Origin of the sequence: Pseudodesulfovibrio indicus (assembly GCF_001563225.1) — a bacterium.
GTDB lineage: Bacteria > Desulfobacterota > Desulfovibrionia > Desulfovibrionales > Desulfovibrionaceae > Pseudodesulfovibrio > Pseudodesulfovibrio indicus.
On record NZ_CP014206.1, the window covers coordinates 1,678,818 to 1,705,511 of the forward strand.

The 26,694-nt window shown below is 59.1% G+C and carries 26 protein-coding genes and 1 tRNA gene; 12 read left to right on the forward strand and 15 right to left on the reverse strand.

All coding sequences use genetic code 11. The features are described from left to right. Positions 1 to 39: 39 nt before the first annotated feature. From AWY79_RS07640 to AWY79_RS07650, 3 genes are read right to left on the reverse strand one after another with little or no spacing between them, the layout of a single operon-like run. Positions 40 to 2,145, reverse strand: coding sequence for a CHASE2 domain-containing protein (locus AWY79_RS07640; protein ID WP_066802146.1), 2,106 nt, complete (start codon positions 2,143 to 2,145; stop codon positions 40 to 42). Beyond that, a complete protein-coding gene (locus tag AWY79_RS07645; RefSeq protein ID WP_066802148.1) occupies positions 2,146 to 3,042 on the reverse strand; it encodes a M48 family metalloprotease in 897 nt (298 codons plus the stop codon). Further along, a complete protein-coding gene (locus AWY79_RS07650) occupies positions 3,039 to 3,527 on the reverse strand; it encodes an SH3 domain-containing protein (protein ID WP_066807094.1) in 489 nt (162 codons plus the stop codon). Before AWY79_RS07650 ends, AWY79_RS07645 begins: the two co-directional genes overlap by 4 nt. Before the next feature lie 243 nt (positions 3,528 to 3,770). On the opposite strand from AWY79_RS07650, the gene AWY79_RS07655 reads away from it, so the two are divergent. Continuing rightward, positions 3,771 to 4,595 (forward strand): nitroreductase family protein, encoded by an 825-nt coding sequence (locus AWY79_RS07655; RefSeq protein WP_066802150.1) that lies wholly within the window; start codon positions 3,771 to 3,773, stop codon positions 4,593 to 4,595. 114 nt (positions 4,596 to 4,709) lie between these two features. Continuing rightward, a tRNA-Ala gene (locus AWY79_RS07660) sits at positions 4,710 to 4,785 on the forward strand. 77 nt (positions 4,786 to 4,862) lie between these two features. On the opposite strand, the gene AWY79_RS07665 is transcribed toward AWY79_RS07660, so the two are convergent. Further along, on the reverse strand, positions 4,863 to 6,050 hold the full coding sequence (locus tag AWY79_RS07665; protein ID WP_066802152.1) for an integrase: 1,188 nt from the start codon (positions 6,048 to 6,050) through the stop codon (positions 4,863 to 4,865). A 3-nt stretch (positions 6,051 to 6,053) separates the two neighbouring features. Continuing rightward, complete coding sequence (locus tag AWY79_RS19610) at positions 6,054 to 6,344, reverse strand: helix-turn-helix domain-containing protein (RefSeq protein WP_078063679.1); 291 nt, start codon at positions 6,342 to 6,344, stop codon at positions 6,054 to 6,056. Between the two features lie 923 nt (positions 6,345 to 7,267). Between AWY79_RS19610 and AWY79_RS07675 the strand changes: the two genes are divergently transcribed. From AWY79_RS07675 to AWY79_RS07685, 4 genes are all read left to right on the forward strand, one after another. After that, positions 7,268 to 8,542 (forward strand): RHS repeat domain-containing protein, encoded by a 1,275-nt coding sequence (locus tag AWY79_RS07675; RefSeq protein ID WP_078063680.1) that lies wholly within the window; start codon positions 7,268 to 7,270, stop codon positions 8,540 to 8,542. Further along, the gene (locus tag AWY79_RS18735) at positions 8,542 to 8,934 is read left to right on the forward strand and encodes a hypothetical protein (protein ID WP_133987050.1); all 393 of its coding nucleotides are present in this window, start codon (positions 8,542 to 8,544) and stop codon (positions 8,932 to 8,934) included. Before AWY79_RS07675 ends, AWY79_RS18735 begins: the two co-directional genes overlap by 1 nt. Before the next feature lie 536 nt (positions 8,935 to 9,470). Beyond that, entirely contained in the window at positions 9,471 to 9,749 is a 279-nt protein-coding gene (locus AWY79_RS07680; RefSeq protein ID WP_066802156.1) for a hypothetical protein, read from the forward strand. Positions 9,750 to 9,852: 103 nt separating this feature from the next. Next, positions 9,853 to 10,215 carry a hypothetical protein gene (locus tag AWY79_RS07685; protein WP_066802159.1) on the forward strand — a complete coding sequence of 121 codons (363 nt, stop codon included), beginning with the start codon at positions 9,853 to 9,855 and terminating at the stop codon, positions 10,213 to 10,215. A 63-nt stretch (positions 10,216 to 10,278) separates the two neighbouring features. Here the strand turns inward: AWY79_RS07685 and AWY79_RS07690 are convergent, their stop codons facing one another. Together AWY79_RS07690 and AWY79_RS07695 are read right to left on the reverse strand one after the other, a co-directional pair. Further along, positions 10,279 to 10,806, reverse strand: coding sequence for a hypothetical protein (locus AWY79_RS07690; protein WP_066802161.1), 528 nt, complete (start codon positions 10,804 to 10,806; stop codon positions 10,279 to 10,281). Positions 10,807 to 11,048: 242 nt separating this feature from the next. Continuing rightward, positions 11,049 to 12,008, reverse strand: a complete 960-nt coding sequence (locus AWY79_RS07695; protein WP_133987054.1) for a hypothetical protein — start codon at positions 12,006 to 12,008, stop codon at positions 11,049 to 11,051. Here AWY79_RS07695 and AWY79_RS07700 point away from each other — a divergent pair. Further along, positions 12,001 to 12,387: a hypothetical protein gene (locus tag AWY79_RS07700; protein WP_133987056.1), complete on the forward strand. Its 387-nt coding sequence runs from the start codon at positions 12,001 to 12,003 to the stop codon at positions 12,385 to 12,387. The two genes, AWY79_RS07695 and AWY79_RS07700, sit on opposite strands and share 8 nt — an antisense overlap. Positions 12,388 to 12,632: 245 nt before the next feature. Here the strand turns inward: AWY79_RS07700 and AWY79_RS07705 are convergent, their stop codons facing one another. Together AWY79_RS07705 and AWY79_RS07710 are read right to left on the reverse strand one after the other, a co-directional pair. After that, on the reverse strand, positions 12,633 to 13,517 hold the full coding sequence (locus AWY79_RS07705) for an ImmA/IrrE family metallo-endopeptidase (RefSeq protein WP_199533842.1): 885 nt from the start codon (positions 13,515 to 13,517) through the stop codon (positions 12,633 to 12,635). Between the two features lies 1 nt (position 13,518). Next, on the reverse strand, positions 13,519 to 13,884 hold the full coding sequence (locus tag AWY79_RS07710; RefSeq protein ID WP_066802169.1) for a helix-turn-helix domain-containing protein: 366 nt from the start codon (positions 13,882 to 13,884) through the stop codon (positions 13,519 to 13,521). A gap of 126 nt (positions 13,885 to 14,010) precedes the next feature. Between AWY79_RS07710 and AWY79_RS07715 the strand changes: the two genes are divergently transcribed. From AWY79_RS07715 to AWY79_RS07730, 4 genes are read left to right on the forward strand one after another with little or no spacing between them, the layout of a single operon-like run. Next, on the forward strand, positions 14,011 to 14,739 hold the full coding sequence (locus tag AWY79_RS07715) for a multiubiquitin domain-containing protein (protein WP_133987058.1): 729 nt from the start codon (positions 14,011 to 14,013) through the stop codon (positions 14,737 to 14,739). After that, complete coding sequence (locus tag AWY79_RS07720) at positions 14,739 to 15,068, forward strand: hypothetical protein (RefSeq protein WP_066802173.1); 330 nt, start codon at positions 14,739 to 14,741, stop codon at positions 15,066 to 15,068. Before AWY79_RS07715 ends, AWY79_RS07720 begins: the two co-directional genes overlap by 1 nt. Continuing rightward, entirely contained in the window at positions 15,065 to 15,568 is a 504-nt protein-coding gene (locus tag AWY79_RS07725) for a hypothetical protein (RefSeq protein WP_066802175.1), read from the forward strand. The genes AWY79_RS07720 and AWY79_RS07725 overlap by 4 nt, the downstream gene beginning before the upstream one ends. Further along, positions 15,565 to 16,467 (forward strand): HesA/MoeB/ThiF family protein, encoded by a 903-nt coding sequence (locus tag AWY79_RS07730; RefSeq protein WP_078063681.1) that lies wholly within the window; start codon positions 15,565 to 15,567, stop codon positions 16,465 to 16,467. The genes AWY79_RS07725 and AWY79_RS07730 overlap by 4 nt, the downstream gene beginning before the upstream one ends. 225 nt (positions 16,468 to 16,692) lie before the next feature. Here AWY79_RS07730 and AWY79_RS18265 read toward each other — a convergent pair whose 3' ends face one another. The 6 genes from AWY79_RS18265 to AWY79_RS07755 form a co-directional block, all read right to left on the reverse strand. Continuing rightward, a complete protein-coding gene (locus AWY79_RS18265) occupies positions 16,693 to 18,960 on the reverse strand; it encodes an acyl-CoA dehydratase activase-related protein (RefSeq protein WP_078063682.1) in 2,268 nt (755 codons plus the stop codon). Continuing rightward, on the reverse strand, positions 18,957 to 21,029 hold the full coding sequence (locus AWY79_RS18270) for an acyl-CoA dehydratase activase (protein WP_078063683.1): 2,073 nt from the start codon (positions 21,027 to 21,029) through the stop codon (positions 18,957 to 18,959). The genes AWY79_RS18265 and AWY79_RS18270 overlap by 4 nt, the downstream gene beginning before the upstream one ends. A 207-nt stretch (positions 21,030 to 21,236) precedes the next feature. Then, entirely contained in the window at positions 21,237 to 21,512 is a 276-nt protein-coding gene (locus AWY79_RS07740; RefSeq protein ID WP_066802179.1) for a DUF3861 domain-containing protein, read from the reverse strand. Positions 21,513 to 21,655: 143 nt separating this feature from the next. Beyond that, positions 21,656 to 23,098, reverse strand: a complete 1,443-nt coding sequence (locus AWY79_RS07745; RefSeq protein ID WP_066802181.1) for an efflux transporter outer membrane subunit — start codon at positions 23,096 to 23,098, stop codon at positions 21,656 to 21,658. 147 nt (positions 23,099 to 23,245) lie between these two features. Then, entirely contained in the window at positions 23,246 to 24,841 is a 1,596-nt protein-coding gene (locus AWY79_RS07750; RefSeq protein ID WP_066802184.1) for an MFS transporter, read from the reverse strand. 101 nt (positions 24,842 to 24,942) lie between these two features. Further along, positions 24,943 to 25,887 carry an HlyD family secretion protein gene (locus tag AWY79_RS07755; protein WP_233491046.1) on the reverse strand — a complete coding sequence of 315 codons (945 nt, stop codon included), beginning with the start codon at positions 25,885 to 25,887 and terminating at the stop codon, positions 24,943 to 24,945. A 110-nt stretch (positions 25,888 to 25,997) separates the two neighbouring features. On the opposite strand from AWY79_RS07755, the gene AWY79_RS07760 reads away from it, so the two are divergent. Continuing rightward, positions 25,998 to 26,633 (forward strand): TetR/AcrR family transcriptional regulator, encoded by a 636-nt coding sequence (locus AWY79_RS07760; protein ID WP_066802186.1) that lies wholly within the window; start codon positions 25,998 to 26,000, stop codon positions 26,631 to 26,633. Positions 26,634 to 26,694: the final 61 nt, after the last annotated feature.

Here is a 26,694-nt window from a genome sequence, read left to right on the forward strand (position 1 = left end):
AGCCTTCGTCAATAGCGGTTATTGATGTTGGTTATGGGATTATTTGCTGGTCATGGTCCAGACCCCGTCCCATTCCTGGGGAGGATCGGCCATGAGCGCGCGGCATTTGGCCGCATACCGGTCGGCGGCGGGATCTTGGTCCGCCAGGGCGGAGAATTGTTCGGCGGCTGCGGCGAAATCACCCGCATAGAAGCTCGCGAGTCCCAGACCAAAGGCGGCCAAGGCGTCCTTGCGGCGCTCCCGGTCCGCCTCCGTCATGGGCTCGAACACGGTGATCGCCTCCTTCTTGCCCACCACGCGCAGACAGGACAGTTCGCGGGCCGGGATGCGCCCGTCCAGCTCGTCCAGGGTGGACCGGGAGATCATGGTGTAGGTCCCGAACTGCTTGTTGATGGACTCCAGGCGGGCGGCCAGGTTCACGGCGTCGCCGAGCATGGTGTAGTCGAACCGCTCGCGGGAGCCGAGGTTGCCGACCACGGCCGGGCCGGTGTTCAGCCCTATGCGCATGTGGAACTCCGAGCCGGTGCGGTCGAGCAGCTTCGGCCGCATCTCGGCCAGTTTCTCCTGGCAGGCCAAGGCTGCGGACACGCCGAGCAGGGCATGGTCCGGCTGGTCCACGGGCGCGTTCCAGAAGGCGATGATGGCGTCGCCCTCGTACTTGTCCACGGTTCCGCCGAACCGGTGGATGATGTCGGTCATGGCGGTCAGGTAGTCGTTGAGCACCGAGGTCAATTGTTCCGGGGTGAGCTTCTCCGAGATGGAGGTGAACCCCTGGAGATCCGAGAAGAAGATGGTCAGCTCGCGGCGTTCCCCGCCGAGGGTCAGGCGGTCCGGATGCTGGAGGAGCTGGTCGATGACCTTTGGGCTGAGGTACTGCTTGAAGGCGGACTTGATGAACTGTTTCTGGCGGCCTTCGGTGGCGTATTTCCATGCCCCGGCCAGGAACAGGGAGACCAGGCAGGCCGCCAGGGGCGCGGCCATGGCCGCCCATATCCCTTGGACATAGGCCGCGGTGGAGAGCAGCGCCGGGCCCGCCAGGACCGCGCCCGAGGCCGCCACCGTGGTCCACAGCCCGGAAATGGCCGTGACGCTGATCCCGGCCAGGACGGAGAAGAGCAGGATCATCGCCGTGTCGAACCAGCCGGGGGCCATGCGCAGGAAATCCCCGGACAGCAGGTTGTCCAGGGCCGTGGCGTTGACCAGCACCCCGGGCGAGACCCCGCCCATGGGCGTGGGCCGCAGGTCGAGCAGTCCGGTGGCCGAAAATCCGAAAAAGACGTGTTTGCCCTTCAGGTCCGCCGGGTCCACCACCGGCTCGCCGCCCTCGGCCAGCCGCATGCCGCTCTCCATGAGCGCCGCCGCGCTGTAGGTGGCGAAGGTTCCCTTGGGCCGGTAATTGAGGACCACCCGCCCGTTTTCCGTGAGCGGAGCCACGGCGTCGCCCACGGCGAGTTGGTCCGGGGCGAGGGTTACGGGCTGCGGTCCGGCCGCCATGAGCCCGGCCAGCGGCAGGGACGGGACAACCCGGCCATGGAATCGGACGAGCAGGGGGAAGCGGCGGTACACGGTGTCCGCGTCGGGTGCGACGTTGACGTTGCCCACCGGGATCAGGCCGGCGGTCAGGTCCGGGATGGGAAAGGTGGCCACCCGGGATTCGACAAGGGGGGCATCGCCCGTGACCGGGAACGCCGGTTTCGGGACGTGGGGCGGCCAGTCCGGGGAGGAGCCGTCGGCGCGGGCGAAGTCCGCGGCCAGCACCGCGCACCCCAGGTCGGCCAGCGCCCCCCTGAGGGCGTCGTCGTCGCCCACGCCGTAGACCGACGGTTCGGTGAAGACCACGTCGAAGGAGAGGGAGGCGACCCCGGCCCGCTTGCAGAATTCCACCAGCGGCACGTAGGCCTGCCTCGGCCACGGCCAGCCCAGGCCAAAGGACTCCTTGGCCCAGTCCAGGGACTTCTGGTCCAGCAGCACCAGCCGGACACCGTCCGATGCCGCGCCCGGCCGGGCAAGAGCCCTGGCCCGGAAGTCGTAGGTCAGGTTCTCCGGCGTGCGGAGCAGCCCGACACCGCCCGCCGCCAGGGCGAGACACCCGCCGACGAGCCCGATGACCGCGCCCGCCAGGATTTTCCGGAGGTTCCGGTTCACCTACAGCCCCTTGGTCATGCTCGCGAACCGGTCCTCGCGGGGCTTGACCGGTGCGGGCCGCCGGTACCGGCCGATGATCTCCAGGATGTTGTTGATCCGGTCCGTGGGCGAGGGGTGGGTCTTGGCAAAGCCCGTGCTCTTGGCCGTGAACCGGGTGCGCATGACGTTGAGCATGTCGATGATCGCGTTGGGGTTGTAGCCCAGCCGCTGCATGATGGCCACGGCGTCCCGGTCCGCTTCCTCCTCGAAGGAGCGCGAGTAGCCGGAGTCGATCATGGTCGTGGTGATGTCGTGGATGGAGTCGTCAAAGGTCTTGGTCAGCTCCTTGAGCTTGCCGCCGGACAGGGCGGCGGTGCCAACCAGGGCCAGGGAGGTGGCCCCTTCGGTGATCCGGGACTGCTTGATGGCCTGCAACCCGTGCTGGCGCTGGACGTGGCCGATCTCGTGGGCCAGGACCGAGGCCATGGCGTCCTCCGAGGTGCAGCAGCCGAGCAGCCCCTTGGTCACGAAGATGAACCCGCCCGGCGCGGACAGGGCGTTGATCTCAGGGCTGTCCAGGACCAGGAAATGATAGCCGCCGAAGGTTTCGGGGCGGTCCGAGGCCTGGGCCAGGGTGGTGCCCATGACGTTGATGTAGCGCTGGGAGTTGCGGTGGTTGCAGTAGGGATAGCGGGACAGGATCACGGCGGCCACGGAGCGGCCGATGTAGTATTCCTGCTCCGGGGTGATGTCCTCGAACCCGGAGATGAGGGTCTTGCCGCTCTTGAACACCGAGGTGACCTCGTCCGGGATGACGTCGGTCAGGTCGTCCAGGAACCCGGCCAGGGCGCGAGTCCCGAACGGGGTGAGCAGCAGGGGCGAGGCTGCCAGCGCGGTCAGGAAGGCTCTGCGGTTCATTGCTCGCCCCCCTTGGCCAGCCGGCCCACCTGGATGAACTCCTGGACATACTGCTGCGGGACCACGATTTTCTCCATCTTGTCCACCTGCGAGTAGTCCAGCCTGGTCTCCTTCTTGTACTGCTCCTCGACCTGCTTGTTGAACCCCTTGCCCGCCAGGGCCAGCTCGTCGGAGTTGGCGGCCGCCTCCACGTCCTTGTCCGTGGGGTTGAGGATGATCTCCTGTTCGGTCAGGGCGGAGACGTGCATCCACCCGGTCTTGCCGTCGCGGGAGGCCTTCACCTGCCGCCAGTCGCCGTTCTCGCCCTTGAACTCCACCTTGTCGCCGTAGGGCAGCTCGGCCACCACGCGGCTCAGGAAGCCGGGTTTGTCGCGGAGCTGGCCGGTGCGCACCTGGACGCTCATCAACTGGGCGGCCAGGGCCATGGTCGCGGCCACGGCCAGCAGCGCCAGCACGGACAGGGCCGTGTTCACGGTCCGTTGCATCATCGTTCTCCTCCATGAGGTTGCGGGGGACCCGTTCCATTTCATCCTCTATACTATAAAGAGCCTGTTGTGAACAAGGTGCGGGCGCTGGGAGTCTCTCTCAACCTCCCGGAATGTCGTGATTCCTACCATCATGGAACCACCGCACGGAAAAGTGCCTGCTTCCGTTTCCCGCCGATCGTGCTATAAACCATTGATCTGAACAAGCGGGAGCGCCGGAACCGGGCTCCATGGGAGATGGTTATGATGAATTTCACAGTGGATGCGGACAAGTGTACGAAATGCGGCGAATGCGCCGCAGACTGCCTCTGGGGGGTCATCGAGATGGACGGGCTGCCCGTGGTCCGGCCCGGGAACGAGGCCAACTGCATCGAGTGCCAGCACTGCCTGGCCGTGTGCAAGCCGGGCGCGCTCTCGATTTTCGGCAAGGACCCGGCGGACAGCCTGCCGCTCAAGGGCCACCTGCCCGACCCGGCGCACATGGAGACCCTGATCATGGGTCGCCGCTCCACCCGGCGCTACCGGAAGGAGGGCGTTGACCCGGCCCTCATCCGCCGCCTGCTGGAGGTCGCTTCCCACGCGCCCACGGCCGTGAACATGCGGCCCGCCACCCTGACCGTGGTCGACGACCCCGAGGCCATGGCCCGGCTGCGCGCCGGCATGACCGAGGCCGCCCTGGCCGCCGTCCGCGAAGGCCGCATCCCCGCCGGCTGGGAGCGCATAGGCGATTACATCAGGCGCTGCGAGACCGGCGAGGACATCCTGTTCCGCAACGCCCCGCACCTGCTGGTGGTGTCGGCTCCGGAGAACGGCCTCGCGCCCATGGCCGACTGCCACATCGTCTTGAGCTATTTCGAGCTCTTGGCCAACAGCCACGGCCTGGGCACTGTCTGGAACGGCATCGCCCGCGCCCTGCTGACGGTCATCGCGCCGGAGTTCCGCGCCCGGCTGGGCATCCCGGACGACCACCTCGTGGCCTGCTGCATGTCCTTCGGCCTCCCGGCGGTGCGCTATCACCGCACGGTCCAGCGCCCCGGCGCGGTCATCCGCTCTGTCGGCTATCCCTAAGCCCGGCCAGGAGAACCCGCCCGCCGAAGGCCATCCGTGACCCGGTGAATTTTGTGTGTTTTTCCTGTTGACAAAAACCGCCCCCTTGGGACAAGTTGTCCTTCCCAACGACGTGGGGCTGTAGCTCAGTTGGGAGAGCGCTTGAATGGCATTCAAGAGGTCGTGGGTTCAATTCCCTCCAGCTCCACCACTAGAAAGTTAAGGGTTTCAAGTAAATACTTGAAACCCTTTTTTCGTGCCTGATGGCTGATTTCAGGAATATGTCCGCTATGTGTCCGCCGCTTCCGACGTACTACTTTCGGTGCCAGTCGCGGCATACCGATGTGCCAGACGGTCCTGAGGACCGTCTTCCAGCACGCCTTCAAGGTGGCTGTACCGGTCCGTCATACGCAGGGTCTTGTGGCCGATCATTACGCTGGTTTCCTTGAGCGTGCAGCCTGCCTTCAGCATATTCGTGCAATAGGTGTGGCGGTGATCGTGGAAGTGAAGGTCATCGAAATCGTGGTCGATGCACAGTCCCTTCCAGGCCGTCTTGAGCGACTTGAATGGCGTTCCGTCCATGTTGCCGACCACGAAGTCCCCCTTGGCCCTCACGGCGCGTTTTTCCCGGTACCGCGTCAGGTGCTCCAACCGAGCCGCGAGAGCTTCATGGGTACGGGGCATGATCCTGTGGGTTCGGGTCACCCCGTTTTTGGTTCGGTGGAACGTGATGTGGTTTTCCGCAAGATCCACATCGGCCCACTTGAGACTGAGGACTTCTTGTGTGCTGCATCCGTGCTCAACCGCAAGCAAGATCGCCAAGGGAAGGTAATGCTTCGCCCTGCGCTGACGGGCCGCCGCCAGCAGCTTCTCGATTTCGAAAGGCTTCTGGGCGTTTTTTCGCTCACTGGCTTTTTCAGACAGGTTAGGGATGTCTCGCGCAATGTCCTTTTCGACCAGGCCGTGCTTCGCGGCCATGGCGAACACCTGCTTGATTACGAACAAGCGCCGATTTGCCAGCACGTTGCAATTTTTGCCTTCTTCGCCCTTGGCCACCAGCTTCGCCTTGGTCTTTTCGGCGATGCCGATGCGGTAGTCCCGAATGGTGTCTTCGTCGAGATCATGGAGCAGGGTGTGCGCCCATTCCTTTAAGATGGGGGTCAGCAGGTAGCCGTACCCGGCATGGCTCGCCTGGGATATCTTTCCTTCCCCCAGCTTCCGGTCCCATTCGGCTTGGCACAGCAGGGCAGCCTGTCCAAAGGTGGGCAGAGCTTGCTGCTTGGGCTGCCGGGTTTCCTTGGTCGGCAATCTGCCGCTGTCAATCAGGGTGCGTACCCGGTTGACTTCTTTTTGGGCCAGGTCTTTCCGTCTGTACGTCTTGTGGTATTCCTTCTTGCCCGTATCCGGGTCTTTGTAGTGGATGACGTACGCTTTTCCTTTTTTCAGCGAACGGGTCGCGATGGTGACAGTAGCCATAGGCTATTTCCCCTTCGGACTGTTCGCCGCCAAGCTTCTTCGGTTTTCAATGAACGTCAGCAGGTCCGCTTCCAAGACCAGCCGACGTGATCCTACCGCGATACTCGGTAACGCGCCAGCCCCGACCAAGCGCGAAATGGTTGCGCGGTGTACCCGCAGGAAACAGGCGACTTCCTTGATGGTCAAAATCTTCGGTGCATCAGACATGGTGTGGTTTCCATAGGAACGGAACGTAAAGCCTCCTACCGCCGTAGCGTACCCGTTTCCACTTCCCCTTCGGTTGAGGTTGCTCATCAAAACTCGGCCAACAGTCCAGTTTGACACCGCCGAACTAACGAAAGTCAAATTCCGGAAGGGGGGTCGGATGCTTTTTTTGAAAAAAAGAAAATGGACTGAAAAGGAGGAAAACCCCTGGAGGTAGCCACCGGAATAATCTGGCTGGTTGGGTTGGCCTAAGTCGGAAAAGCGGCCAGCAAGCCATGAGGCATGTCAGGGAGGGATCCGGCAATCCGGGGGCGGTCTCTCGGGAGCAGATGAGGAATATATACCGAAAGATATCCCAGAGTCCTCCCCAACCACTTCCCAGCCGTTCTCAGTGGCCGTCTTTCCTTGTGCCTAATGCCTAGCCTGAATAAATCGGATGCCTTTGGGCCTAGTTTGTACAAAACGGTTCCGATTGATCAAAACGAGCCGGGAATTCAATTCCGCTCATGTCTGGCCAAAAGGATGCGTTTTACGAAAAACGGCCGTTTTTTCATTGTCCGATCCGGGGATCTGGAAGTGTTGTCAGCAAGCCCAAGAAAAGGATTCAAGGATTGTCATCAACTGTTCGGACGCCTCCGAGCTAATCGGTATCGACAAAACCGGAAGTCGTTGGCGCGCAACGCGAGACAATCTTTCCCCCCGCCGAAAAGGGTGCTTCCAACCATTTCGCCCCACCAGCCCCTCTGGAGAAACCTGTCACAAATCCGCAGGACAGCGGATTTGGAGGACGGCTTTGCCGTCGCCCCGAAGGGGCAGCCCCCATGGACGGGGGCTGTCAAGCGGAAAATACGGTTTTTTCGGTGCATTCCACCGACCGTACCATGCATTCGGCCGACATTCGGTTGCATTCCATCGACATTGCCGTGTTTCGGCCGAAATGGCCGAAAAACCCGTGATACGCTCCTCGCAAATTACGACAGGGCCGTCCGCTCAGTGGCCCGAAGGAGATGAATATGAGCGTATTTGAAATGAGGTTGAAGCATGACCCAAGCGGTCGAATCGTAGAGAAAACGGAAATCGTGGCCGGTCGGCCCGTTGTCTGGAAGTATGCCTACGACAAGGCCGGGAGGCTTTCCGAGGCGCACCTGGACAACCGGCTTGTCTGCCAGTGTTACTACGACCGTGACGGCCGCCGCCAGCGGGACTACTTCCCGGCCACCGTGGGGTCCAGCTACCGCGACTATCGGTACAACCTGGACAACCGGTTGATGAGCGCGGGCAACAACGGGTTCACGCACGACGAAAACGGATTCCGGTCCATCTGGTCGAACGGCGGTACCTACCACCTGTACGAGTACGCGCCGGACTACCGACTGCTCAAAATGGAAGTGGAGAACCAGAACCGCGTCTACGCCTTTCGCCACGACGAGCAGGGCCGACGGGCCGCCAAGTATTTCAACGGCCAACTCGTCGAGGCCTACCAGTGGCTCGATTTCATCCGTCTCGGCGCATTCCACGACGGGCGCATGGGCTACGAGTTCGGCTACGGTGACGGCGAACGCCTTCCCTCGGCCATGCGGCGCGAGGACGGGGCCGTGTTCACCCTGCTCTACGACCAGGTCGGTTCCCTGCGTGTGGTTGCCGACATGGATGGCGACGTGATAAAGGAAATCCTGTACGATCCCTTCGGCGGCATCATTGAGGACACCAACCCCGGTTTCCGCGTCCCCATCGGCTTTGCGGGCGGCCTGCACGACCGGGATTTGGGCTTCGTCCGCTTCGGCTGGAGGGACTACGACACTTTCACCGGCAGGTGGACCGCGCCCGATCCGATTGGGGACAGGGGCGGTGATCCGGACTGGTATGGCTATTGTTTGGATGATCCGGTCAATATGGCTGATCCCAAAGGGTTAGCGGCTCGTGATTGGTGGGATATAGTCTCCAACTACAAGCGTGCCAATGAGATTGCAGATGAAGAAGTCGCCAAGCGGGGTGTAGGAAATCACAATAACGAAGGCGATGCCATGAGGCATGCTGAGTGGAGCAAACGTATGGCCGAGGAACTTGGTGGCGGCACAAGTTGGCTGTTCGGCGTAGGTCATGAGATTGACGGGTTGATAAACAGCGACCAGCCATGGGGTGAAGCCATGATGGATTTGCACAACAACGCTGAGGGGCGTGCTGCAGCACGGGAAAAACGACCCGTCGATAGAAGCAAGCTCCAAAAGGCACCCAAAAAAGGGTTTCAAGTCAACCCTTATAGCTCAAAAAGGTATTGGTCCAGATAATGAAAAAATGGATTCCTTGTTCAGTCCTCTTGGTGTGTGCCATTGTTTTTGGTTCTTGGCTTCATTCGTTTTTCCCGCCGGATATCGGGGTGGTCATCCTTGAGAACGACTGTGGGCAGGACATCGTTGAAGCAACTATACGGATTCGGGAAATCGAACTCGTTTTTCCGAAAATTCCTGATGGGGATTTTTGTGCAGCCCGCTATGAAATCCCCGGAGATTCGCATTACGAGGTTCTGGTTACTCTTGAGTCTGGAAAAACGATGAGTCTTGAGTCCGGATATATGACAAATGGTGCGGATACCTTCGATGTGATGACGGTTCAGAAGAACCAGGTCGTTCATCGGTTATCGCAACCGTCAGGACTTCTTGTTCCCAAAGAGACGCCCTGACTCGTCAGGGAAAAAGCATGCCGAAGCAATGCCCCGGAGTCGCGAACTCCGGGGCTTTTTTGGGTCATTGGACATTCCGTCCCCGCAAATCGGTCGAATTTGGTCAAACCGGACCGAAATACGGCTTTCGGACCGGTTTAGGCAAACGCATCCAGTTCGTGAAAAATGGTCGTTTTTGATCAAAAACGACCATTTTTTCATTGTCCGATTCAGGGATCTGAAAGTGTTGTCAGAAAGCCCAAGAAAAGGATTCAAAGATTGTCATCAACTGTTCGGACGCCCCGAGCTAATCGGTATCGGCAAAACCGGAAGTCGTTGGCGTACAACGCGAGACAATCTTTTCCCCCGCCGAAAAAATCGCTCCCAACCATTTCGCCCCACCTCCGGACGATCAGATTTGCCGTGCGCGGCCAAAAAGATGAAAAAGGAGGAAAAAGAGAAGGTTGTACCAGAAAATCTGCAGAAAACGCTGGGCTCTCTCGCGGAGACGCGCGACAATGCAGATTGGTTCAACGAGACAGACAAGGAGCGAACGGATGGAAATAGTTTTGGTGACTTTGGGGGTAGTGTTTTGCGTAGGCCTCATTGCCTTGGCCGCCTTCTTCGGCGGTGGGGGTAGCGACCAAACCAAGATGATCAGGCTCCGGGATGAGGAGGGGCCTGTGGAGCTCTTCAACGACGTCACGGACCCTGCCAGATCGTACTTGATCCACAATGTTTATCATGACGATTCGATCGGAGATGATAGCAGCTTCGACTGGGACGATTCCCCTCTCGGCGACGACATGTCCTCTTCGTCGATGTGGGACGACTAGCTTTTGGAAAGGATCAGCCGCCCCCCTGGCGGGGGCGGCAAAGGATCCGCCCTGTCGGGCGAAGAAAAGGAAAAAGGAAATAAAAGGATCAAATGAAAAAAGCTTGCAGACGCAGGAAATTGGGAAGGATATGACCAATTCTGAAAAGTACGAAATAGTTGGAAACCTGATCGAGAGCCCTACGCAATACGACATGGTGAGGGCACTCCTTGTATACTCCGCCCCGGGCGGTTCGGTGAGCCGTATCAAAGATGGAATCCAGATCGAAGACCTAGCCCAGGCGAGGATCGACGGCAGGGATATGGGCATCTCTCCAGAGCATGTCGAGAACATCTACATGACGGTAGCCGAGTTCTGCAAATTGTTGATCGATCTTGTGGATGCGGGTGGGATGAAAGGCTTTTGGCCGGGGAAAATCAAAATTAGCTTCCATATCCGGGGATGGACGGATCTTCCCGTGGAATGAGACCGGACCGGGCGAGAGAAACAGCGGCTTCACGCCGCTGTTTTTTTGTGATGCCCCGTGGCGTCACTTCACCTTGGAAATGAGATCACGCAATTTGTCCCGGCCGAACTGATCTTGAAAAAACCGCAGGACCGACACACCGACCATGTCGCAGTTGGGCAGCAGTTGAACGCCATGTATTTCGATCATCGCCTGGACGCCATAACATTCGTCGAGGACAGACACAGGCGTGGCCGTCGGCCAGACTATTCCTGCAGCTTGGGTGCAGAATGTCTGCTTGTTGGCGAACGTCACCTTCACACCAGCAGAAATCATGGTATTCAAGGGCAACCTTGTTTCGATTGTCCGGGGAATGGTGAAAGGCGGCGGTGCCTGATCAAGCGCAAAGTTTTCGTATTGGCCGCTGAACACCATGTCATGCATCCCCACATGGAGCACGCCGTCCATTTTACCGGCCCATTCCTTGGTCTTCCTGATCGGGCCGGGATAGGCTTCGGGGCGGGCGTCATGCCCCGAGATGAACGTGCTGATTTTTACCGGGAGCAAAGGACCATCTTTATCCGGGCTGGAAAGGAACTGCGGTATTGCCATGAATATTCTCCTTTTTCCTCCCAACATACCGCGTCGGTATTTTCCCGCGCAAGAGCCCCTAGGTATTTGGGTCTTCCAATGAATAGGGGGAAACGCCTGCGGTGCAGGCGGTTCCTTCCGTCAGATGCCCGGAGCGGTACCGGGCCGCAGCAAGAAGATTGTTTCCGAAAGTGATTATGATCAGAAAAAAGCGGCCCGCAATGGGGCCGCTTCCAGGCAGTTGGGGGGTTGTTCGCCAGCGGCTAATCGCCGGCCTCATGCCGTTGGTCAGCCTCGGTTCCACCCGTTTGGGACTCGGACTGCTGTTCGTGGATGACATGCAACTCGTGGTGCTCCCCGTTGGACGTCGGCTTTATACGAAGTCGGAGGTGATTGCAGGTCGGCTGCGTGTCGAGCTCAAAATGGGGCCTGTTGTCTATGACCATCCCCCTGACCTTAACTGGGGTCCCGCAAAACAGGCAGTGAGTCGATATCCTGCAGCACCCGTTATTCGGAATTCGTTTCGAATGGGCGGTTTTTTCGGGCAGGTTCTCGGTCCCGTAAAGCTCGATTCCGAGCCTTGCTACCGTCGCGGGCGTTCGTATCGGGCTCCGGCGCCGTTGAGCGGGAGGCGTCTCTGAAGCCAGCCGCAGGTTGTCGATGTGCGCGATATTTCCGATCAAGGCCCGTGGAGTCCTGCCGTACTCCTTGGGGTCGATCAAGCAGAATCCAGCCACATCGCACGTCAGGACTCCAGGCAGCCGCGGGTCATACCCCGGGAGGTTTGTCAGATCAGCCGTGCCGAATTCCAGTATCCGGCAAAGCTTGTCGATCAATCGCGTGATATCCTGCCCGTCCCAGTGTAGATCCCGCTGCCGGATCGGGCCGGGGATCAAACCGAGTCCCTTGTAGCCGTTGACCCGATGCGCCCACTCGTCCATGGGCATCCCCGGCGTAGCGATCCTCAGGAATCCCGCGTCCCGATTGATCTGCCCCGCAATTTCTTCAGGAGCCCGGAACAGGGCTGGCCATGAGCAAATGATTTCGACCTGAAAGGCGTCACTCGTGTCGATTTCGCCGTTCTCTCGGCACCCGATCCGTTTGGCCCATTTCATCCTTTCCCTCCCCTTGTCGCTATCAGAAGGCAAGCCGACTGTCCCTATAACGTTCACGTTGTCCCCCTTCGTCATGTTGTCTCCTTCGTGCTTGAAGCTGATGGTCATCAAGTTGGTCGCCGGTGAAGATGTCATACACACAGCTCTTGGCCTGTTCTTGGCGGAATCGTTTGAACAGGCGGAGGGCGTCAGCGGAAGCGGTCTCGGCTGGGGACCATTCATTTTGGTCAAACATGACGAAGCGCAAAGTCCCGCCGTCCGGCAGGAATTCCAGGGCGATCCGCCCGTCGCGTTCAAGATAGATGCGGGTGTCCCAAAAGACGTCTGCGAAGCGGTCGCCATGCGCGATACACGCCGTGACGAATCCATGCAGCTTTTTGGGATCGAGCCGGACATCGGTCCGGCGGAGTGGTTCGCATTCAGAAGCCATTGCCATCCCCTCCATGCTTTGGGTTTTACTGGACCTAAATTGGTCAGCGGAACCTAAAAGCATAGCGCGAAACGCCGGGGCGTCAATAGAAAAAATAAGCGATTAAAAGAAGATAACCTCTTTCCTGTTGATTCGGGGTGTTAAAGGGAAGAGGGGCGGGCGTATGACGGGCGAGGAAGAGAGGGGGTGAACCGGGTGCGGCGGAAACCTGAAGCTTGTAAGAGAGACCATACCTCGAACGGGCTTGGTTTTTGCCTGTTGGAGCGGCCACCAAGGGCTTGTGCCACAGCCGACAAATGAAGTTACCTGAAGCGCGGCGTCCAGCTATCAATCAGGGCGTCTTCTTCCTCCTCGTCTTCACCATCCGCAGCGGTGTCCATACAGGTGACGATGGTCAGGGTCTTTCCGTAGGCCCCCAGCCCGATGACCTCCTCGATTACTTCACGGGAACGGGTACCAGTGAGCCATAATCTGAGGTCTGTCTCGTCCACCAATTCATTCTCGTTGAAACGGTCATGCTCGGCATTAAAGTTCGCAGTGAGCGTGTTGCGGGGAAGCTGGTCGCCCCGACGAAGCCAGATGATATCACTGTAGTCCTTCATGGCCGATGACAGGCAGGCGAAGTCCACGGTTTGCCCAGTGCTGACGATGACAGCTGAAGCCGCCTCGGTGAGTTCGGCATAGCGGATGGCCGTGGCGGTCAGGGATGTCTCGCAAAGCCCTGCAAGGGCCTTGACCCCGGCAAGGCCATCCACATGCTGATTCAAGGCCCTGAGGAAAAGCCTTGAGGGCATGAGAAGTCCGCTGGCAAAGCTGTCGGCTTGTTTTTCATAGATGTCGGTGGAGAAAAAACCGGCTTTTGAAGAGTGAAATCCTCCCTCGTCAAAGGGGATTTGGTCTATGTGTCCCTCCAAGAAATAGTGCCCTAGTTCATGGGCAATGCTGAACCGTTGGAATCCGATATTGGCGATGGCCGTGCTGTAGAAAATGCCAAAGTTGTTTCCAGACCGTAAGAGCATGGCGGAAACACCGGGACCGGTGTCCCCGCTGGGCTCTACGATAATATTTCTTCCCTTCATTGTTGCGATGGCATGGAGGTCGATGGGCAAAGACGTCATGCCGTCTTCCTCAGCCTGACGCTCTCCCCATTGCTTGGCCATTTCAAGGTCGAAATACCGATTTTTCAATTTACTCTCCTTTCTTTTCACCTCGCTTGGCGAGCATTTCAAGAAATTCGGCGGCAAGCGCCCGGTCGTTATCCGTGAGTTTGGCCGCGTGGCGGAAAAGCGGGTCGGCTTCGGTGGCAGCTGCGGGGTCGTCGGCGCGGCCGAGCAGATAGTCTGTGGTGACCTCAAGCGCCTCCGAGAGTTTTCGCAAGTTGTCGAAGGAGGGCTTGCGCTTGCCCCCCTCAAAATGGGCGATGGAACTGGGTGGCAAACCGGTTTTGGCGGCCAGGTCAGCCTGGCTCAGGCCGCGCATCTCTCTGGCGGCACGCAGGCGGTCCTTGAAGATGTCCGAAGGCGCTGGGCCTTGGGCAGGTGTAATCTTTTTCATGGCGATTTCGACATTCTCCTCTTGACGACTTCGTAATAAATGGTTAACTCGACATTAATAGCATGGCGGATGCGGCATGACAAGAGCCTAGATACAAGCCATGTAAAACTTATGAGGTTGTAAAAGATGAGTAATGACAAACGATTGAATGGTATTATCGGAGATGCTGAAGATCGTGTCAAGGACGGAGAGAAACATCACCATCCGCATGGCTCGTTCGAAATCTTGATCAAGGGCGAAAGCCAGGACGAGATATCCGTTACTTTTGGAGAGCCGGATCCCTCCGGAAGGCAGATTCTCTCCAAAGCCGGCTTTGTCCCTGAAGAGGATCATGCTCTCATCCAACTGCTGCTCCCCGGCTCCAGGTTGATCGGCATGAACGACAAGGTCGATCTCCGGAACAAGGGGAGACACGTTTTCCGGGTGTTCGGCGGTGGAGAGATTTTTCTCTTCACCGTGGACGACACGGGCTACCAGTGGGGCGCTTCCAAGATCAACGAAGCGGACTTGCGCGATGCGGCAGTCGTACCTGAGGAAAAGGTCCTTGTTTTGGAGCGTGACGGCGAGGAAGCGGAAGTGCCCGCAGGCGGGGACATCGAGTTGTCGCATACCGGGGTGGAGCACCTCCGCACCCGCCATGGGATGATTACGGTTACGTTGGATGGCGACGAGAAGCGCATTCACCCCGGAATGTACACCACTGAAAAACTCATCCAGGTCCTTGGAGTGGAGGCCGGCTATCTTCTCAATGTCGTGGAGGACGGTGAACTGATCCCGCTCCAGCCCAATGAAAAGCTGCGGGTGAAGGATGGGATGATTTTCATCAGCCAGGTCCCGAGCGGAGGGTCTTCCTAATGGATGCGAATAAGGAATTCGAGTCGATCAAGACCTTGTGCGGCGCTGCGGAACTCCATCAGGAGTGTGGCAAGCCGGTGGTGCTGCTGCCCGGCTTCCGATTCAAGTCCGGTGGTAAAGACTTGAGCATGGATCTTCTGCTTCATCCGTCGGCCCATACCGGTTACGTCACCCGGCTGTTCTTTCGGGAAAAGGTCGCCGGGAAGGGAAGGAACTGGACGCAGCATCAGGTCTTGGGGAGCAATTGGTGGGCGCCTTCGTGGCAGGGAGTGAAGGCCGAGCAAGCCTGGCCCGCCATTTTGTGCGCGCACTTGCGGGGGGTGGCATGAAGATAATCTTCAAGTGCACTTCCGAACTCCTGGGGCGTATCCACATGGACCTCCGCCGTCCGCATGCATTCGCGCATGAGCGTGTGGGGTTCATTGCAGCAGGGCTTACCGCAGCGGGGGATGATGTGCTCATTCTCTCCCGCGATTATCGGCCGGTCGAAGATGCGGATTATCTCCGGGATCACACCGTCGGGGCCATGATGGGACCCGAGGCTATCCGCAAGGCGTTGCAATGGGCTTTGTGCTCGCGTGTCGCGCTTTTTCATGTGCACACCCATGGTGGCCGGGGCCTTCCGGGATTCAGCGGGGTCGATGTGCGTGAAAACGCCAAGTTCGTCCCCGACTTTTTCAAGGTCGCCCCGCAATGTGTACACGGTGCCGTCGTGCTCAGCGCCGACGCCGCCAGAGGCCAGGTCTGGCTTGGTCGGCGGGAACAATACCGCCATATCGACGAGTTTTCGATGGTTGGCATTCCGATGAGGAAATGGAGAACAACATGAATCGACTTGATCGCCAGAGTTTTTTAGGCCCCGATAGCGATACCCTGCTCCACGAATGCACCGTCGGTCTCGTCGGTCTTGGCGGGGGAGGCTCCCACGTCGTTCAGCAGTTGGCGCATCTGGGGGTGGGGGGATATGTCCTCGTGGACCCGGATCGAATAGATTTTTCAAACACCAACCGCCTCGTGGGCGGGACTTTGGCCGACGTCGAAGCTCAGGCCCTGAAGGTGTCGATCGCCGAGCGAGTCATCCGTGGGGTGCAGCCGGAGGCTCGAATCATCTCGGTGGCGGATACCTGGCTCGAAGCGACGGATGACCTCAAACGTTGCGATGTCATTGTTGGTGCCGTTGACTCATACAAGGAGCGGGACCAACTCGAAGGGTTCGCGCGCCGCCACCTGATTCCCTATGTCGATATGGGGATGGACGTTACCGATCTCGGCAATAATGGCTTTTTGATCAGCGGCCAGGTCATCTCGTCCCTGCCCGGTGGGCCATGCCTGCGCTGCTGCGGACTCGTGACCGATGCCAGGCTCGAAATGGAAGCGCAGGCCTACGGCGTGGCAGGGGGGCGTCCCCAGGTGGTATGGTCGAACGGGGTGCTCGCGTCCACGGCCGCAGGACTGGTTGTCCAACTCATTACTCCGTGGTTTCCGAGCTCTCCAGAATTCGTCTATCTGGAATATGACGGCAACAAGGGCATTGTCCGCCCACACGGTCAGATGGGATTGCTCAAGGGGCGCAAGTGTCCTCACCACCCTGCTGAAGAAACGGGTGACCCGCTGTTCGACATACGCAAGCACCTTGCTCGGCTGGAATCCAGAAGCAAGGTGGCCGAAGTCGAGCGAGTTCCCTTGTGGCGACGACTTATCAGTTTTTTCCGTAATGATTGCTCCTAGTTGTCATCGCAACATAAGTGCCGTGTCGCGGCGTCGGAACCCGCAGCCCATTAAGCCTTGGTTCCTCCTCGCCTCCGATTTTGCGAAAGGTGAGGAGACGGGCAACGGCAAGCTCTTATGTCTTTCGATTGGTGTAGTCACTTTTCTGTTCCCGGCAGGCACGCAAGATTTTCCGGAATGAAAGCCGAAGCCCACCATGAGGGCAATGGCCGGGATACTCCTATTTCATCGCGTTGCACCATGGCATTGGGTGTTTGCGGCATCGATGATGTAGTGCAGCCGGTTGAGTATGTTTACTTCGCTGTTCCCCGGGTCAAAATCGACGAAAAGCAGGTTGGTGGAAGGATAGTGTTGCTTGATTGCGCGTTCTATTCCCTTGGCTACTATGTGGTTCGCTATGCAGCCAAAAGGTTGAACGCTGATAATGTTGGAGATGCCTAATGTGGCGAAATACGAAATGTCGGCTGGAATCAACCAGCCTTCGCCATATTGGTTGACGAGACTGGTTATATCCGAAGCAAGAGCCGCTTTTCGAGCAAGCGTCATTGCTGGTTCAGCTAGACGAAACCGGGCCAAGGCCGCTTTGTATCTGTAGTTCCATCGGGCGATCATCATTTCAAATGGCCCTTCTAGAATATCAAGAGGAAGGAACCGGGCCAAGTGCTGCTCTCTGTTAATCTTTGTGTTGACAAAATATTGCAGGAAAAAATCGGAAAGGGCTGGAATGGAAACTTCGACGCCCTGGGCGATAAGCCAGTCCACAATATGCATCTGGCTGAATGAATTGTATTTGAGGTAGATCTCACCGACGACTCCCACTCGCGGCCGGGGGGCTTCGTTCGCAATGGTCCCGTTGAAGGCGTCAACGGCTTCGGCGAGCAGCGGCAGCAGGGAACTCGGCTCGCTTTCAAGGCAGACTGCTCCGGCCATCAGGTACTTGTCGCGGAGCCCTAGCGCTTCGCCAGCGCGGCGTTCGCGGACCGCGCAACGATGATACATGCAGGCGATGGCGTCCGCATAAAGCAGACCATGGAGGGCCTGGCGGAAAAATCGGCGAGAGTTCAACTTGATCGTGGATTCGTCACTCATCCGGGAGCCTTTCGTGGAGATGGCATAAACCGGGACTCCGTCATATCCTGCCTTGGCCAATGCGCGCCTGATTGTCGGTACATAGCTTGACGCCCGGCATTGCCCCCCGGTCTGCGTCATGGCCACGGCCGTGTTGCCCGGGTCATAATCACCCCGCGCAAAAGCCTTGATGATGTCCCCAACCGTTATGATTGCCGGGTAGCAGGTGTCGTTGTTGGTGTACCTGAGGCCGTATTCGACGGAAATGGTATCCGGCGGGGGCAGGGTATGCAGGTTGTACCCCAACGGCTTGAGCGCCGAAGGAATCAACGGAGAGTAGTACTCGGAGAAAAAAGGCGTGATGAGAGTGCTTGGTTTTTCGATTTTTACGAGACAGCTTTTGGTGGACGTGCCGGTTGGTGAAGAGGCTTGGGCCGGGTGCCAGCGGAGCGTTTCAATGAGGGACCGGAGCCGCAGACGTATGGAGCCCGTGTTGGAAACGTCATCGACCTTGATCAACGTGAAAATTTTCCCGGACGAATTCAAGACATCGCTGATGGCGTCTGCGATGAAGGCGTCGGGGCCGCATCCGAACGAGCTCAACATTACAAGTTGGATGTAGGGGGACTCTTGGTCCGCCACCCATTGCGCCGACTTCATCACGCGATTGGGGTAGGCCCATTGGGAGAGGGCCCCCCACTCGCTCCAGCACGGTTTGCACAACCCCGACACGACGTCGGCCGGGATGACGTCGGCTCCCAATTCGGAGAGGATATTCGAGGTGCCATGCTCGATCAGCGGGTCGGCATGATAGGGGCGGCCTGCGAGGACGATGAGAGGGCGTTGATGGCCATGCTCCCGGTCGAGAACCTTTCGTCCCTGGCGGACGAGTCCCTCCCGGCAGTTCGACTGGGCGGCGAGCGCCGCGTCGAAGGCTTGCCTGAACCGGGATCGCGGCACACCGAGGCTTCGCGTATAGAGTTGGCATGCCTTGCGAAGGAGGGCCTCGTCGCGGAATGAAACCGCTGGGGAGTCGAGAGGGGGAACCCCCCGCTGCCCGAGTTTCATTGATCCCTTCAAAACCTCTCCGTAGGCGGAGACGATGGGGCAGTTGAAACTGTTGACGGCTGCGGCGTCCTCAAGGTCGTTGTGCACCACATGAGGGTAAAATATCCTGTCGACCCGTTCCTCCAGCAGGGTGGCAACGTGGCCGTGGGCGATTTTCGCGGGGAAGCAGATGTTGTCGGACATGACCGAACATATGCCTTTTTCATAGAGGGCCTGGTCGGAGGGAGCTGAAAGCACGACCTCGAATCCACATTTCGCCAACAGGGTTTTCCAGAACGGGAACGTCTCGAACATTCCCAGTATGCGGGGAACGCCGATTCGGATGCTCTCTTGCGGATATCTTGTCTCCCGGCTCATCGGAATACGCTCCTGTTTCTCAGTGCGAAGATGTTCACCCCTGCCGCCCCTTTTTCTCCATGGTTGGTGAAAATGCGTTCGCACTTGTTGCCGATAAAATACTTGTGGCCGTCATTGAAACGGAATTCCGTGACCACGCATTGGTTGGTGCATCCGTTGCAATGGAGTGTTCGCGTCCGCCGCTCCTCCTGCATGCACAGCTGGTCAAGGTCCATCGGGATTTCGCTTTTATTCCGCTCATGGTGTTCCCTGGCCAGCAGCGCCGCGCCGCAGGCCCCCATCAGTTCCGGGCGGTTGGGCGAGGAAACGGTCTGCCCGGTCAACAACTCCAGGGCCCGGACTACCGCACGGTTGCGGAACGTGCCTCCCTGGACGACGATGTGCTCCCCAAGCTCTTTCGGGTCCCGAAGCTTCAGGACCTTGTAGAGCGCATTTTTGATTACCGCATAGGCCAACCCGGCGGCGATGTCTTCGATGGCCGCCTTTTCGCGTTGGGCCTGCTTGATTCGGGAGTTCATGAAGACCGTGCAACGGGTGCCCAAGTCGCAGGGAGCGCGTGACATGCAGGCCCTGTTGGAAAATTCTTCGGCGCTCAAACCAAGCGTCTGCGCAAAGCCTTCGATGAACGAGCCGCAGCCCGAAGAGCATGCCTCGTTTATTTCGATGCGCTGGATGCTGCTTTCATTGACGAAGATGGCTTTCATGTCCTGCCCACCGATGTCGAGGATGAAGGAAACATCGGGATCCAGCAGCATCGCGCCGCGCCAGTGGGCGAACGTCTCGACCATGCCGAGGCGCAGGTTGAATGCCGCGCGGATCAGGTCCTCTCCGTAGCCGGTCGCCGCCATAGCTCCGATCCGCGGCAGGGGAATTTCCGCGCATGCCGAGCGCAACTCCCGCAAAACCACGCCGGCGGCATCGACCGGGTTGCCGCGATTCGGGCGGTATGCCCCAAACACCATTCTCCCAGCAGTGTCGAGCGCCAGAAGCTTGGTCGTGGTGGAGCCGGAATCGATTCCAAGAAACAACGGCGGGATCGCCTCCCGCAAAGAGGCCGACGGGATGTCGGCGATGGAGCGTTGCGATTCCCAGGCAAGGAACTCCCTTTCGTCATTGAAGAGGGCCGGGAGGCGTTTGCGTTGTGGCGGGGCGATGTTGAGGGCAGCGGGGCTGCACATTTTTTCGCACCATCTTTGCAACGTCTCGACGCCATCGGATTTACCGCTCGCCAAGGCCGCTCCCCATGCCGGCGGAAACTGGCTGGATTCAGGCACCAGGATTTCGGACTCAGTCAACTTCAGGATGCGGAGCAGGGCCTTGCGTAGATTTATGAGGAATGAGAATGGTCCGCCACTGAGGAGAATCGGCGGTCGAACAGACACTCCACGGGCCAGAGTCGCCAGGTTCTGCAATATGACGGCATGCAGGATGGAGGCGCAAATGTCAGGCAGATCGACCTTCCGGCTCAACAGGTTCTGGATATCCGTTTTGGCGAACACGCCGCAGCGGGATGCTATGGGGTGGATGCGGCGGGCCTCCCCAGCCAGGATGTCCAAACGCTCCGGGGAGATACCGAGCAACTCGGCCATCTGGTCGATGAAAGCCCCGGTGCCGCCAGCGCAACTGCCGTTCATGCGAATGTCAGGAGGCCGTCCTTTCGAGAAGAACACCATTTTGCTGTCTTCTCCACCGATGTCGATCAGTGTCGAGGCTTGGGGAAAGAATCTGCGGACGACATCTATGGAAGCATTGACTTCCTGGACAAAGGGGATGCCACACGATTCAGCAATGCCCATGCCTGCGGAGCCCGTGACGGCAATCCGGGCGGGGACGTTGCCTGTTTTTGCCGTAACCTCTTCGAAAATTTTCAAAAGGGCACCAATGATATCGGAACCATGCCGACGGTAGTGCTGTGCGCACAGCTCTCCGTTGGCATCCAGGATGACCAACTTCGCTGTCGTACTGCCAACATCCAGACCGGCCAGATGGACCTGGGAGGTCTTTCTCTCTCGCTTCTCTGTCAGCGTATCTCGGGCTATGTTGCTGATACTATGAGAAATTTGAGTCATTTTATTGAGCCTTTTTTCGATTTTCTTATTGTCGCTCGTTTATTTCAGGAGGAGGTTCGCCTCTATCGCAAGCCTCTTGCGAACCTGCTCCACATGACGGTTTAAAGTGAGCTCACCAAAAAAACGGCTGTCGGCAGTGATGGTCCCTCACATGTTGATAACTGGACGTAGTGTTCCAGCAGGTTGTTCTCTCACCCCTTCACATTATTACGGCTGGCTTTCCTTAAGTAGCTTCATGAACTCGTGAAAGCAGGGGAACAAGGGAGCGAACAGCGGGTTGTTTTTTTGCTGCAGCAACTCGTTGCCGAAGAGTTTCAGGCCGAGTCCCAAAGCCTCCGCAGAGCCGGGAGCAATGTCCTTGCGCAGGCGTATCCTGTCTATGATCATGAGGATATCGTCATAGCTGTTCACCTCGAACGAAAGCGGAGCGCTTCCCGTGCTCTCCATCGGCTCCACCGTTATGCGGTACTGGTGTCTTTTCATGACCGGGTTCCTTTTGTTGGCGTTGTGGTCCGAACTGCATTTGCCAAGCCGAGCTGGGGGCGGGTCCAACCAGGCGGCGCATGACAGCCCCCCCGGCGTCCGCTTTCGCCGCAACCCTTTTGCGGGCTTGCCGCGCAAACAATCTAGGGAGCGTTGGGAGGCAGCCTCTCTCCCCATCCCCCGCCGAGGGCTTTGAACAGGCCTACCGTGGTGTTCAGTCTCGCCAGCGTCGCGGATATCCGCGCATCCTGCACCGTCAGCAGGGTCCGCTGGGCGTCCAGCAGGCTGAGAAAGTCCGTCGAGCCTTCCCGGTACTGCACATGGACGATGCGGTCGGCTTCGCGGGCGTCGCGCACGGATGCGCCCCGGTCGGCTTCCTCCTGAGCCAGGAAGCCGTTGGCGGCGATGGCGGTGTCGATTTCAAGGAAGGCGGAAAGAACGGTCTGCTGGTATCGGGCGATCAGTTCTTCCTTGCGGGCCACGGCAGCGTCGTGTTGCGCCGTTAGCCGCCCTCCCTGAAAGATGGGGGTGACGAACGACGCCGCAACCGAATAGAGGGTGCTGGTCGGCCTGAATAGGGAGTGGAGTTCGTCGCTTTGCCATCCGCCTTGGGCGACGAGATTGACTACGGGGAGGAATGCGGCTCTGGCCGCCCCGATGTTTGCGTTCGCCGCCTTGAGAGAGGCTTCGGCCTTGAGAATATCCGGTCTTCGGAGGAGCAGGCTGGAAGGCAGCCCCGGAACGACCGCCGGAGGCGTCAGTTTCGTGATCGAATCCTCGGCGATCAGGCTGTCGAGTCCCTCGGGGGTGGTTGCGGTCCCCAGAAGGTCGTTCAGGGCGTTCCTGGCGGCGGACATTTGCCGCTCCAGCTCCTTCGTGCGGGCCTTCATGGACTCCACGTCGCTGCGCTGCCGGGCGAGATCGAGTGCCGAGGCGGCGCCGGCCCGCTGCTGCTTTTCAATATAATCAAGGGTCTGTTGCGCCGTGGACAGAATATCCCTTTGCACGGCGAGCCGTTCCCTCAGGGCGAGCAGTTGGAAATAGGTGACGGCGATATTCGATTCGAGGCTGAGGCCGACGGACCGCCAGTCGTCGAGCGTCGCCTCGGCCATGAACGCGGCGGCGTCCGCCTGGGAGCGCAGCCTTCCCCATATGTCCAACTCGTAGGAAGCCTGGAATCCGCCCGAGAAGGTGTCCGCCACATTGATCGTGTCGGTGTGCTGTCCCGTGGGCTTCACATGCGCCCCTTTGCGGGAGCCGGACCCCGTCGCGCCAAGCCAGGGGAAGAGGGGAGAACGGGCCACCCTGGACTGGGCCACGGCCTGGGCGAGCCGCCAGCCCGATGCCGAGAGGTTCAGGTTTCTGGCGACGCCTTCCTGCTGCAGGAGCGGCAGCGCCTTGGACCGGAACCCTTCCCACCAGCCGGCGTTGTCCGAAAACACGGTGGCCAGGGGCTCTTGGGGCCAGGATTCCGGAATGGATTCCGGCAACGCGTTGCCGGGCTGCTCATATTTGGGAACAAGCGAGCATGCCTGCAAGCACGCCGTGGCGGACAGAACGATTAAAATCCAATGAACCGTTTTCATCTCATTCTCCGGGGGAATTGTTACGGTCCGAAGCCATGCTCCTCGGCGGCCTGGTCTGTGGACGGATTACGGGACCGGCAAAGGCGGGGCCGCCCGAAAGGGAGCGCGGCATGATCATTCCCGAAATCCTGTTGCGGGGAAAAACAGTCATATTCCCTCCCTCCGCGCCGCGGCCGAGGCGGAACGATGCTGTTGCGAGAGCCAGAATTTGTAGACGAGCAGTAGGGGAACGGCGACAATGAAAACAATCACTATGGCGAGAAACGCTTCGTTATAGGACAGCACGTTGCTCTGTAACAGCAGGCTTTTTTTCAGGAATGCGATGGACGCCTTTGCCGCGTCCCCCGCCTCCATGCCCTTGCTCCGCAAAACGACCTGCAGGCGTTGCAGCCTCTCGGCCAGGAGAACCCCTCCGGTCTCGAGGTGGGCGGAAAGTACGGCGCTGTTGAGCGCGTTCTGATGGTCCAGATAGCGCTGGAGCAGGGCCACGCCGAAAAGGCCACCGAATTGGCGAAGGGTGGTGAAAAGGGCCACCCCCTGCGCTATCCGTCTGCCTCGAAGCCCGCCCATCGTGTAGATGGTCAGGGAGAGAAACAGGAACCCGAGCCCGGTTCCCCGAACGATCAGCGGGAAAAGCATGTCCGCGCTGCCGCTTTCGCTGGTTGAGCCGGAAAGGAGCCACATCCCGACGGCAAGCAGCAGAATTCCCAATGGGACCGTCGCCAGCGGGGATATCCGCGAAAAAGTGAGGAGCAGGGCGGTCAATGACAGGACGGCCACGAAGGCCACGCCGCTCGGCGCGATCAGCGTGCCTGCCTCGAGGGGGGTGAGCCCCAATACGTTGAGCGTGAAATTCGGTATGAGCCAGGTGCTGCCGAACAACGCCACGCCCGCCACGAAGCTGACCACGACCCCGAAACAAAAGTCTCGATTCCCGAACACGGAAAGGTCGACCAGCGCACGGCTTCGGGAGAAGACGCTCCAACGCGCGGTGCAGATCAGCAGGGTCGAGAGGCCGCCTATCGTCATGACGGCGATGTGCCGGGATTCAAACCAGTTCCACCGGCTTCCCTCCTCGGCTATGTACGTGAGGCAGACGGCCGCTCCCGCGAAAAGGAGGAAACCGACGATGTCGTCCCGTTTGGGACCAGAGGCGGACATGATGGATGCAGGAACGGCGGCCAGCAGGATGGCGGACGCCAAGCCGAGGGCCGAGGCGGCAAGAAAGATGCCCTGCCAGCTGAGCACGTCGACCATCCAGCCCTGAAGCGTGGAGGCGAAGGTGGCCGGCGCCACGACCGCCCCCAGTGCGAACACCAGCTGCGCCCCGGCCTGCCCCTTTCCGTCGAACACGTTGAAAAGCAGGGTCTGGCCGCTGACGATCAGGATGCCGCCGGACACTCCCTGTATCAGCCGGATGAGGATGAGCGGAGGCAGGTCGGCGGTGGCGAGCATGGCGAGGCTGAATACGGTCATGACGAAGCTGGCGGCCTGCATGACGCGTATCGGCTTGAATCGGGCGAACAGCGCCGGCACCATCATGAACCCGCACAATTTGACGGCGGTGTAGCCGATATCCAGCCAGGCGAATTCGTCGGTCGTCGTGTACAGGTCGCCTAGCATGTCGATCCGGCCGAAAGAAAGCGCCGTGCCGGTCAGGGCCTCCGCCAGCACCGCCAGGAATACCCCCGCGATCAGCAGGAGCTGCGAGACGGCGCGTTCACGCATCGCGGTTTGCTCCATGGCGAAATCCTAACCTTGGCCGGGCTGTCTTTCCGGATCCGGCAAAACGGTCACGCGGGCGGAAAGGCCGGGCACCAGCAAACCCTTCAACGGGTTTTCCCTCAGGGTGATCTTGACGGGAACCCGTTGCACCACGCGGACGAAATTGCCGGTGGCGCTGTCGGGGGGATCAGGCTGAAGGCGGCCCCGGAGCCCGGCGCGAAACTGTCCACAATCCCTGCCAAGGCCGAGCCCGGATACCCATCCACGGTAATGTGCACGGCTTGCCCCACACGGATTCGTTTTATTTGGGTTTCCTTGAAATTCGCCACGATCCACACATCCTGTACCGGTACAAGGTCGAGAAGAGCGGTGCCGGGCGTCACGTACCGCCCGATCAGGGCCTTTCGATTGCCGACAACTCCGTCAACCGGAGCACGGACCAAACAATGATCAAGATCCAACTGGGCAAGGGAACAGGATGCCTGGGCGAGGGCGAGGCCTGCACGGGCGGACGACAGCTGGGCGGCCAGTACGTCAAGCTTCCTGACCTGGACGTCGAGATTCGCCTGGGTCCCGGCAAGAGCCGCTTCGGACTGGCTTTTGTCACGTTGGGAATCCTCATATCGTTGCTCCGTGGTGGCTTTCTCTCCGTGAAGCCGCTTTTGCCGGGCATATTCCTGAAGAGCTCGTTTCTGGGTGGCCAGGGCCGAGGCGACCTGTGCTTTTGCCTGTCGAATAACGGCGTGTTGCAGGGCCGTGGCCGCCTCCGCATTGGAGACGGAGGATTCGGCCGCCAGGACATTCGCTTTGGCTTGAGCCGCTTTTGCCGCGTAATCGCGTTCATCGATGGTAAAGAGTAAATCTCCTGCTTTGACCGGCGTGTTGTCGCCTACCGGGACGGATTTTATGTACCCGGCCACTTTGGGAGCGATGGCGGTGATGTCGGCATGGATATAGGCGTTATCGGTGCTGACGTCGGTATGTGCCGAACTCCATGCTGCGGCCCCCCAAACGACGAAGGCACTCAATGTAAGCGCGAGCGTATAGGTAAGAATACGTTTCATTCGTTTCACGTTGTTATCCTTCTTTGGTATTTGTGAGTACCATTTGACGAATATGGTATTCTCCAGTACCAAGTCAAGAAAAAAACGCGATGCACCGACCAGGAAGACCCATGGACAAGACAGATTTCACAAGCAGAAAAAAGGGAAGGCTGTCCGCGGAACAGCGGTATGAATTGCTGCTCAAGGCAGCGGCGGACGAATTCTTGGAAAAGGGTTATGAAGCCACCAATCTTGACGACATCATCAGTCGGGCAGGCGGTTCACGGCGAAGTATCTACACTCAATTCGGCGGCAAGGAAGGACTCTTTCAAGCCTGGGTTATGCAAGTCGCGGCTCAGATTCTTGCGCCCCTGCGGCGGGAACCCGACAACAATGGGAACCTGAAAGAGAATTTGCTTTGCTTCGCAAACAGACTGCTTGCAGCCCTCTTCAGTTCACCCGCGCTGGACTTGTCCAGGCTTGCGCTAACCGATGGAGTACGTTTTCCGGAACTCGCCAAAGCGTACTTTGCGTCCGGGCCAGGCGCTGCGGCATCAAGCTTGGCCGTATTGTTTGATCTCGCGCTGGAGAGTGGAGAGATAGTCAGTCTGGATAGCCGGTTGGCGGCAAGCCTTTTTGTTGGCATGCTGCGCGATAACCTTTACATGCAGGTGCTTTTGCGGCTTCGCGAACCGCCCGAGCAGGAAGAAAGGGAAGAGCTTGTTCGCAGTGCTGTGGAGATATTTCTGAACGGTATCGCAAAGTAAATATAAAAATTGTTGCCGTGTCCCGGTCTTGGTCACCTCTCCACCGCGAATAGCTGACGAG

Bases quoted from the DNA above. Each gene is read 5' to 3' on its own strand.
- AWY79_RS07645 (WP_066802148.1), bottom strand. From the start codon at position 3,042: ATGAACCGCAGAGCCTTCCTGACCGCGCTGGCAGCCTCGCCCCTGCTG.
- AWY79_RS07650 (WP_066807094.1), bottom strand. From the start codon at position 3,527: ATGCAACGGACCGTGAACACGGCCCTGTCCGTGCTGGCGCTGCTGGCC.
- AWY79_RS07655 (WP_066802150.1), top strand. From the start codon at position 3,771: ATGATGAATTTCACAGTGGATGCGGACAAGTGTACGAAATGCGGCGAA.
- AWY79_RS07665 (WP_066802152.1), bottom strand. From the start codon at position 6,050: ATGGCTACTGTCACCATCGCGACCCGTTCGCTGAAAAAAGGAAAAGCG.
- AWY79_RS19610 (WP_078063679.1), bottom strand. From the start codon at position 6,344: ATGAGCAACCTCAACCGAAGGGGAAGTGGAAACGGGTACGCTACGGCG.
- AWY79_RS07675 (WP_078063680.1), top strand. From the start codon at position 7,268: ATGAGCGTATTTGAAATGAGGTTGAAGCATGACCCAAGCGGTCGAATC.
- AWY79_RS18735 (WP_133987050.1), top strand. From the start codon at position 8,542: ATGAAAAAATGGATTCCTTGTTCAGTCCTCTTGGTGTGTGCCATTGTT.
- AWY79_RS07680 (WP_066802156.1), top strand. From the start codon at position 9,471: ATGGAAATAGTTTTGGTGACTTTGGGGGTAGTGTTTTGCGTAGGCCTC.
- AWY79_RS07690 (WP_066802161.1), bottom strand. From the start codon at position 10,806: ATGGCAATACCGCAGTTCCTTTCCAGCCCGGATAAAGATGGTCCTTTG.
- AWY79_RS07700 (WP_133987056.1), top strand. From the start codon at position 12,001: ATGGTCATCAAGTTGGTCGCCGGTGAAGATGTCATACACACAGCTCTT.
- AWY79_RS07695 (WP_133987054.1), bottom strand. From the start codon at position 12,008: ATGACCATCAGCTTCAAGCACGAAGGAGACAACATGACGAAGGGGGAC.
- AWY79_RS07710 (WP_066802169.1), bottom strand. From the start codon at position 13,884: ATGAAAAAGATTACACCTGCCCAAGGCCCAGCGCCTTCGGACATCTTC.
- AWY79_RS07715 (WP_133987058.1), top strand. From the start codon at position 14,011: ATGAGTAATGACAAACGATTGAATGGTATTATCGGAGATGCTGAAGAT.
- AWY79_RS07720 (WP_066802173.1), top strand. From the start codon at position 14,739: ATGGATGCGAATAAGGAATTCGAGTCGATCAAGACCTTGTGCGGCGCT.
- AWY79_RS07725 (WP_066802175.1), top strand. From the start codon at position 15,065: ATGAAGATAATCTTCAAGTGCACTTCCGAACTCCTGGGGCGTATCCAC.
- AWY79_RS07730 (WP_078063681.1), top strand. From the start codon at position 15,565: ATGAATCGACTTGATCGCCAGAGTTTTTTAGGCCCCGATAGCGATACC.
- AWY79_RS18265 (WP_078063682.1), bottom strand. From the start codon at position 18,960: ATGAGCCGGGAGACAAGATATCCGCAAGAGAGCATCCGAATCGGCGTT.
- AWY79_RS18270 (WP_078063683.1), bottom strand. From the start codon at position 21,029: ATGACTCAAATTTCTCATAGTATCAGCAACATAGCCCGAGATACGCTG.
- AWY79_RS07740 (WP_066802179.1), bottom strand. From the start codon at position 21,512: ATGAAAAGACACCAGTACCGCATAACGGTGGAGCCGATGGAGAGCACG.
- AWY79_RS07745 (WP_066802181.1), bottom strand. From the start codon at position 23,098: ATGAAAACGGTTCATTGGATTTTAATCGTTCTGTCCGCCACGGCGTGC.
- AWY79_RS07750 (WP_066802184.1), bottom strand. From the start codon at position 24,841: ATGGAGCAAACCGCGATGCGTGAACGCGCCGTCTCGCAGCTCCTGCTG.
- AWY79_RS07755 (WP_233491046.1), bottom strand. From the start codon at position 25,887: ATGAAACGTATTCTTACCTATACGCTCGCGCTTACATTGAGTGCCTTC.
- AWY79_RS07760 (WP_066802186.1), top strand. From the start codon at position 25,998: ATGGACAAGACAGATTTCACAAGCAGAAAAAAGGGAAGGCTGTCCGCG.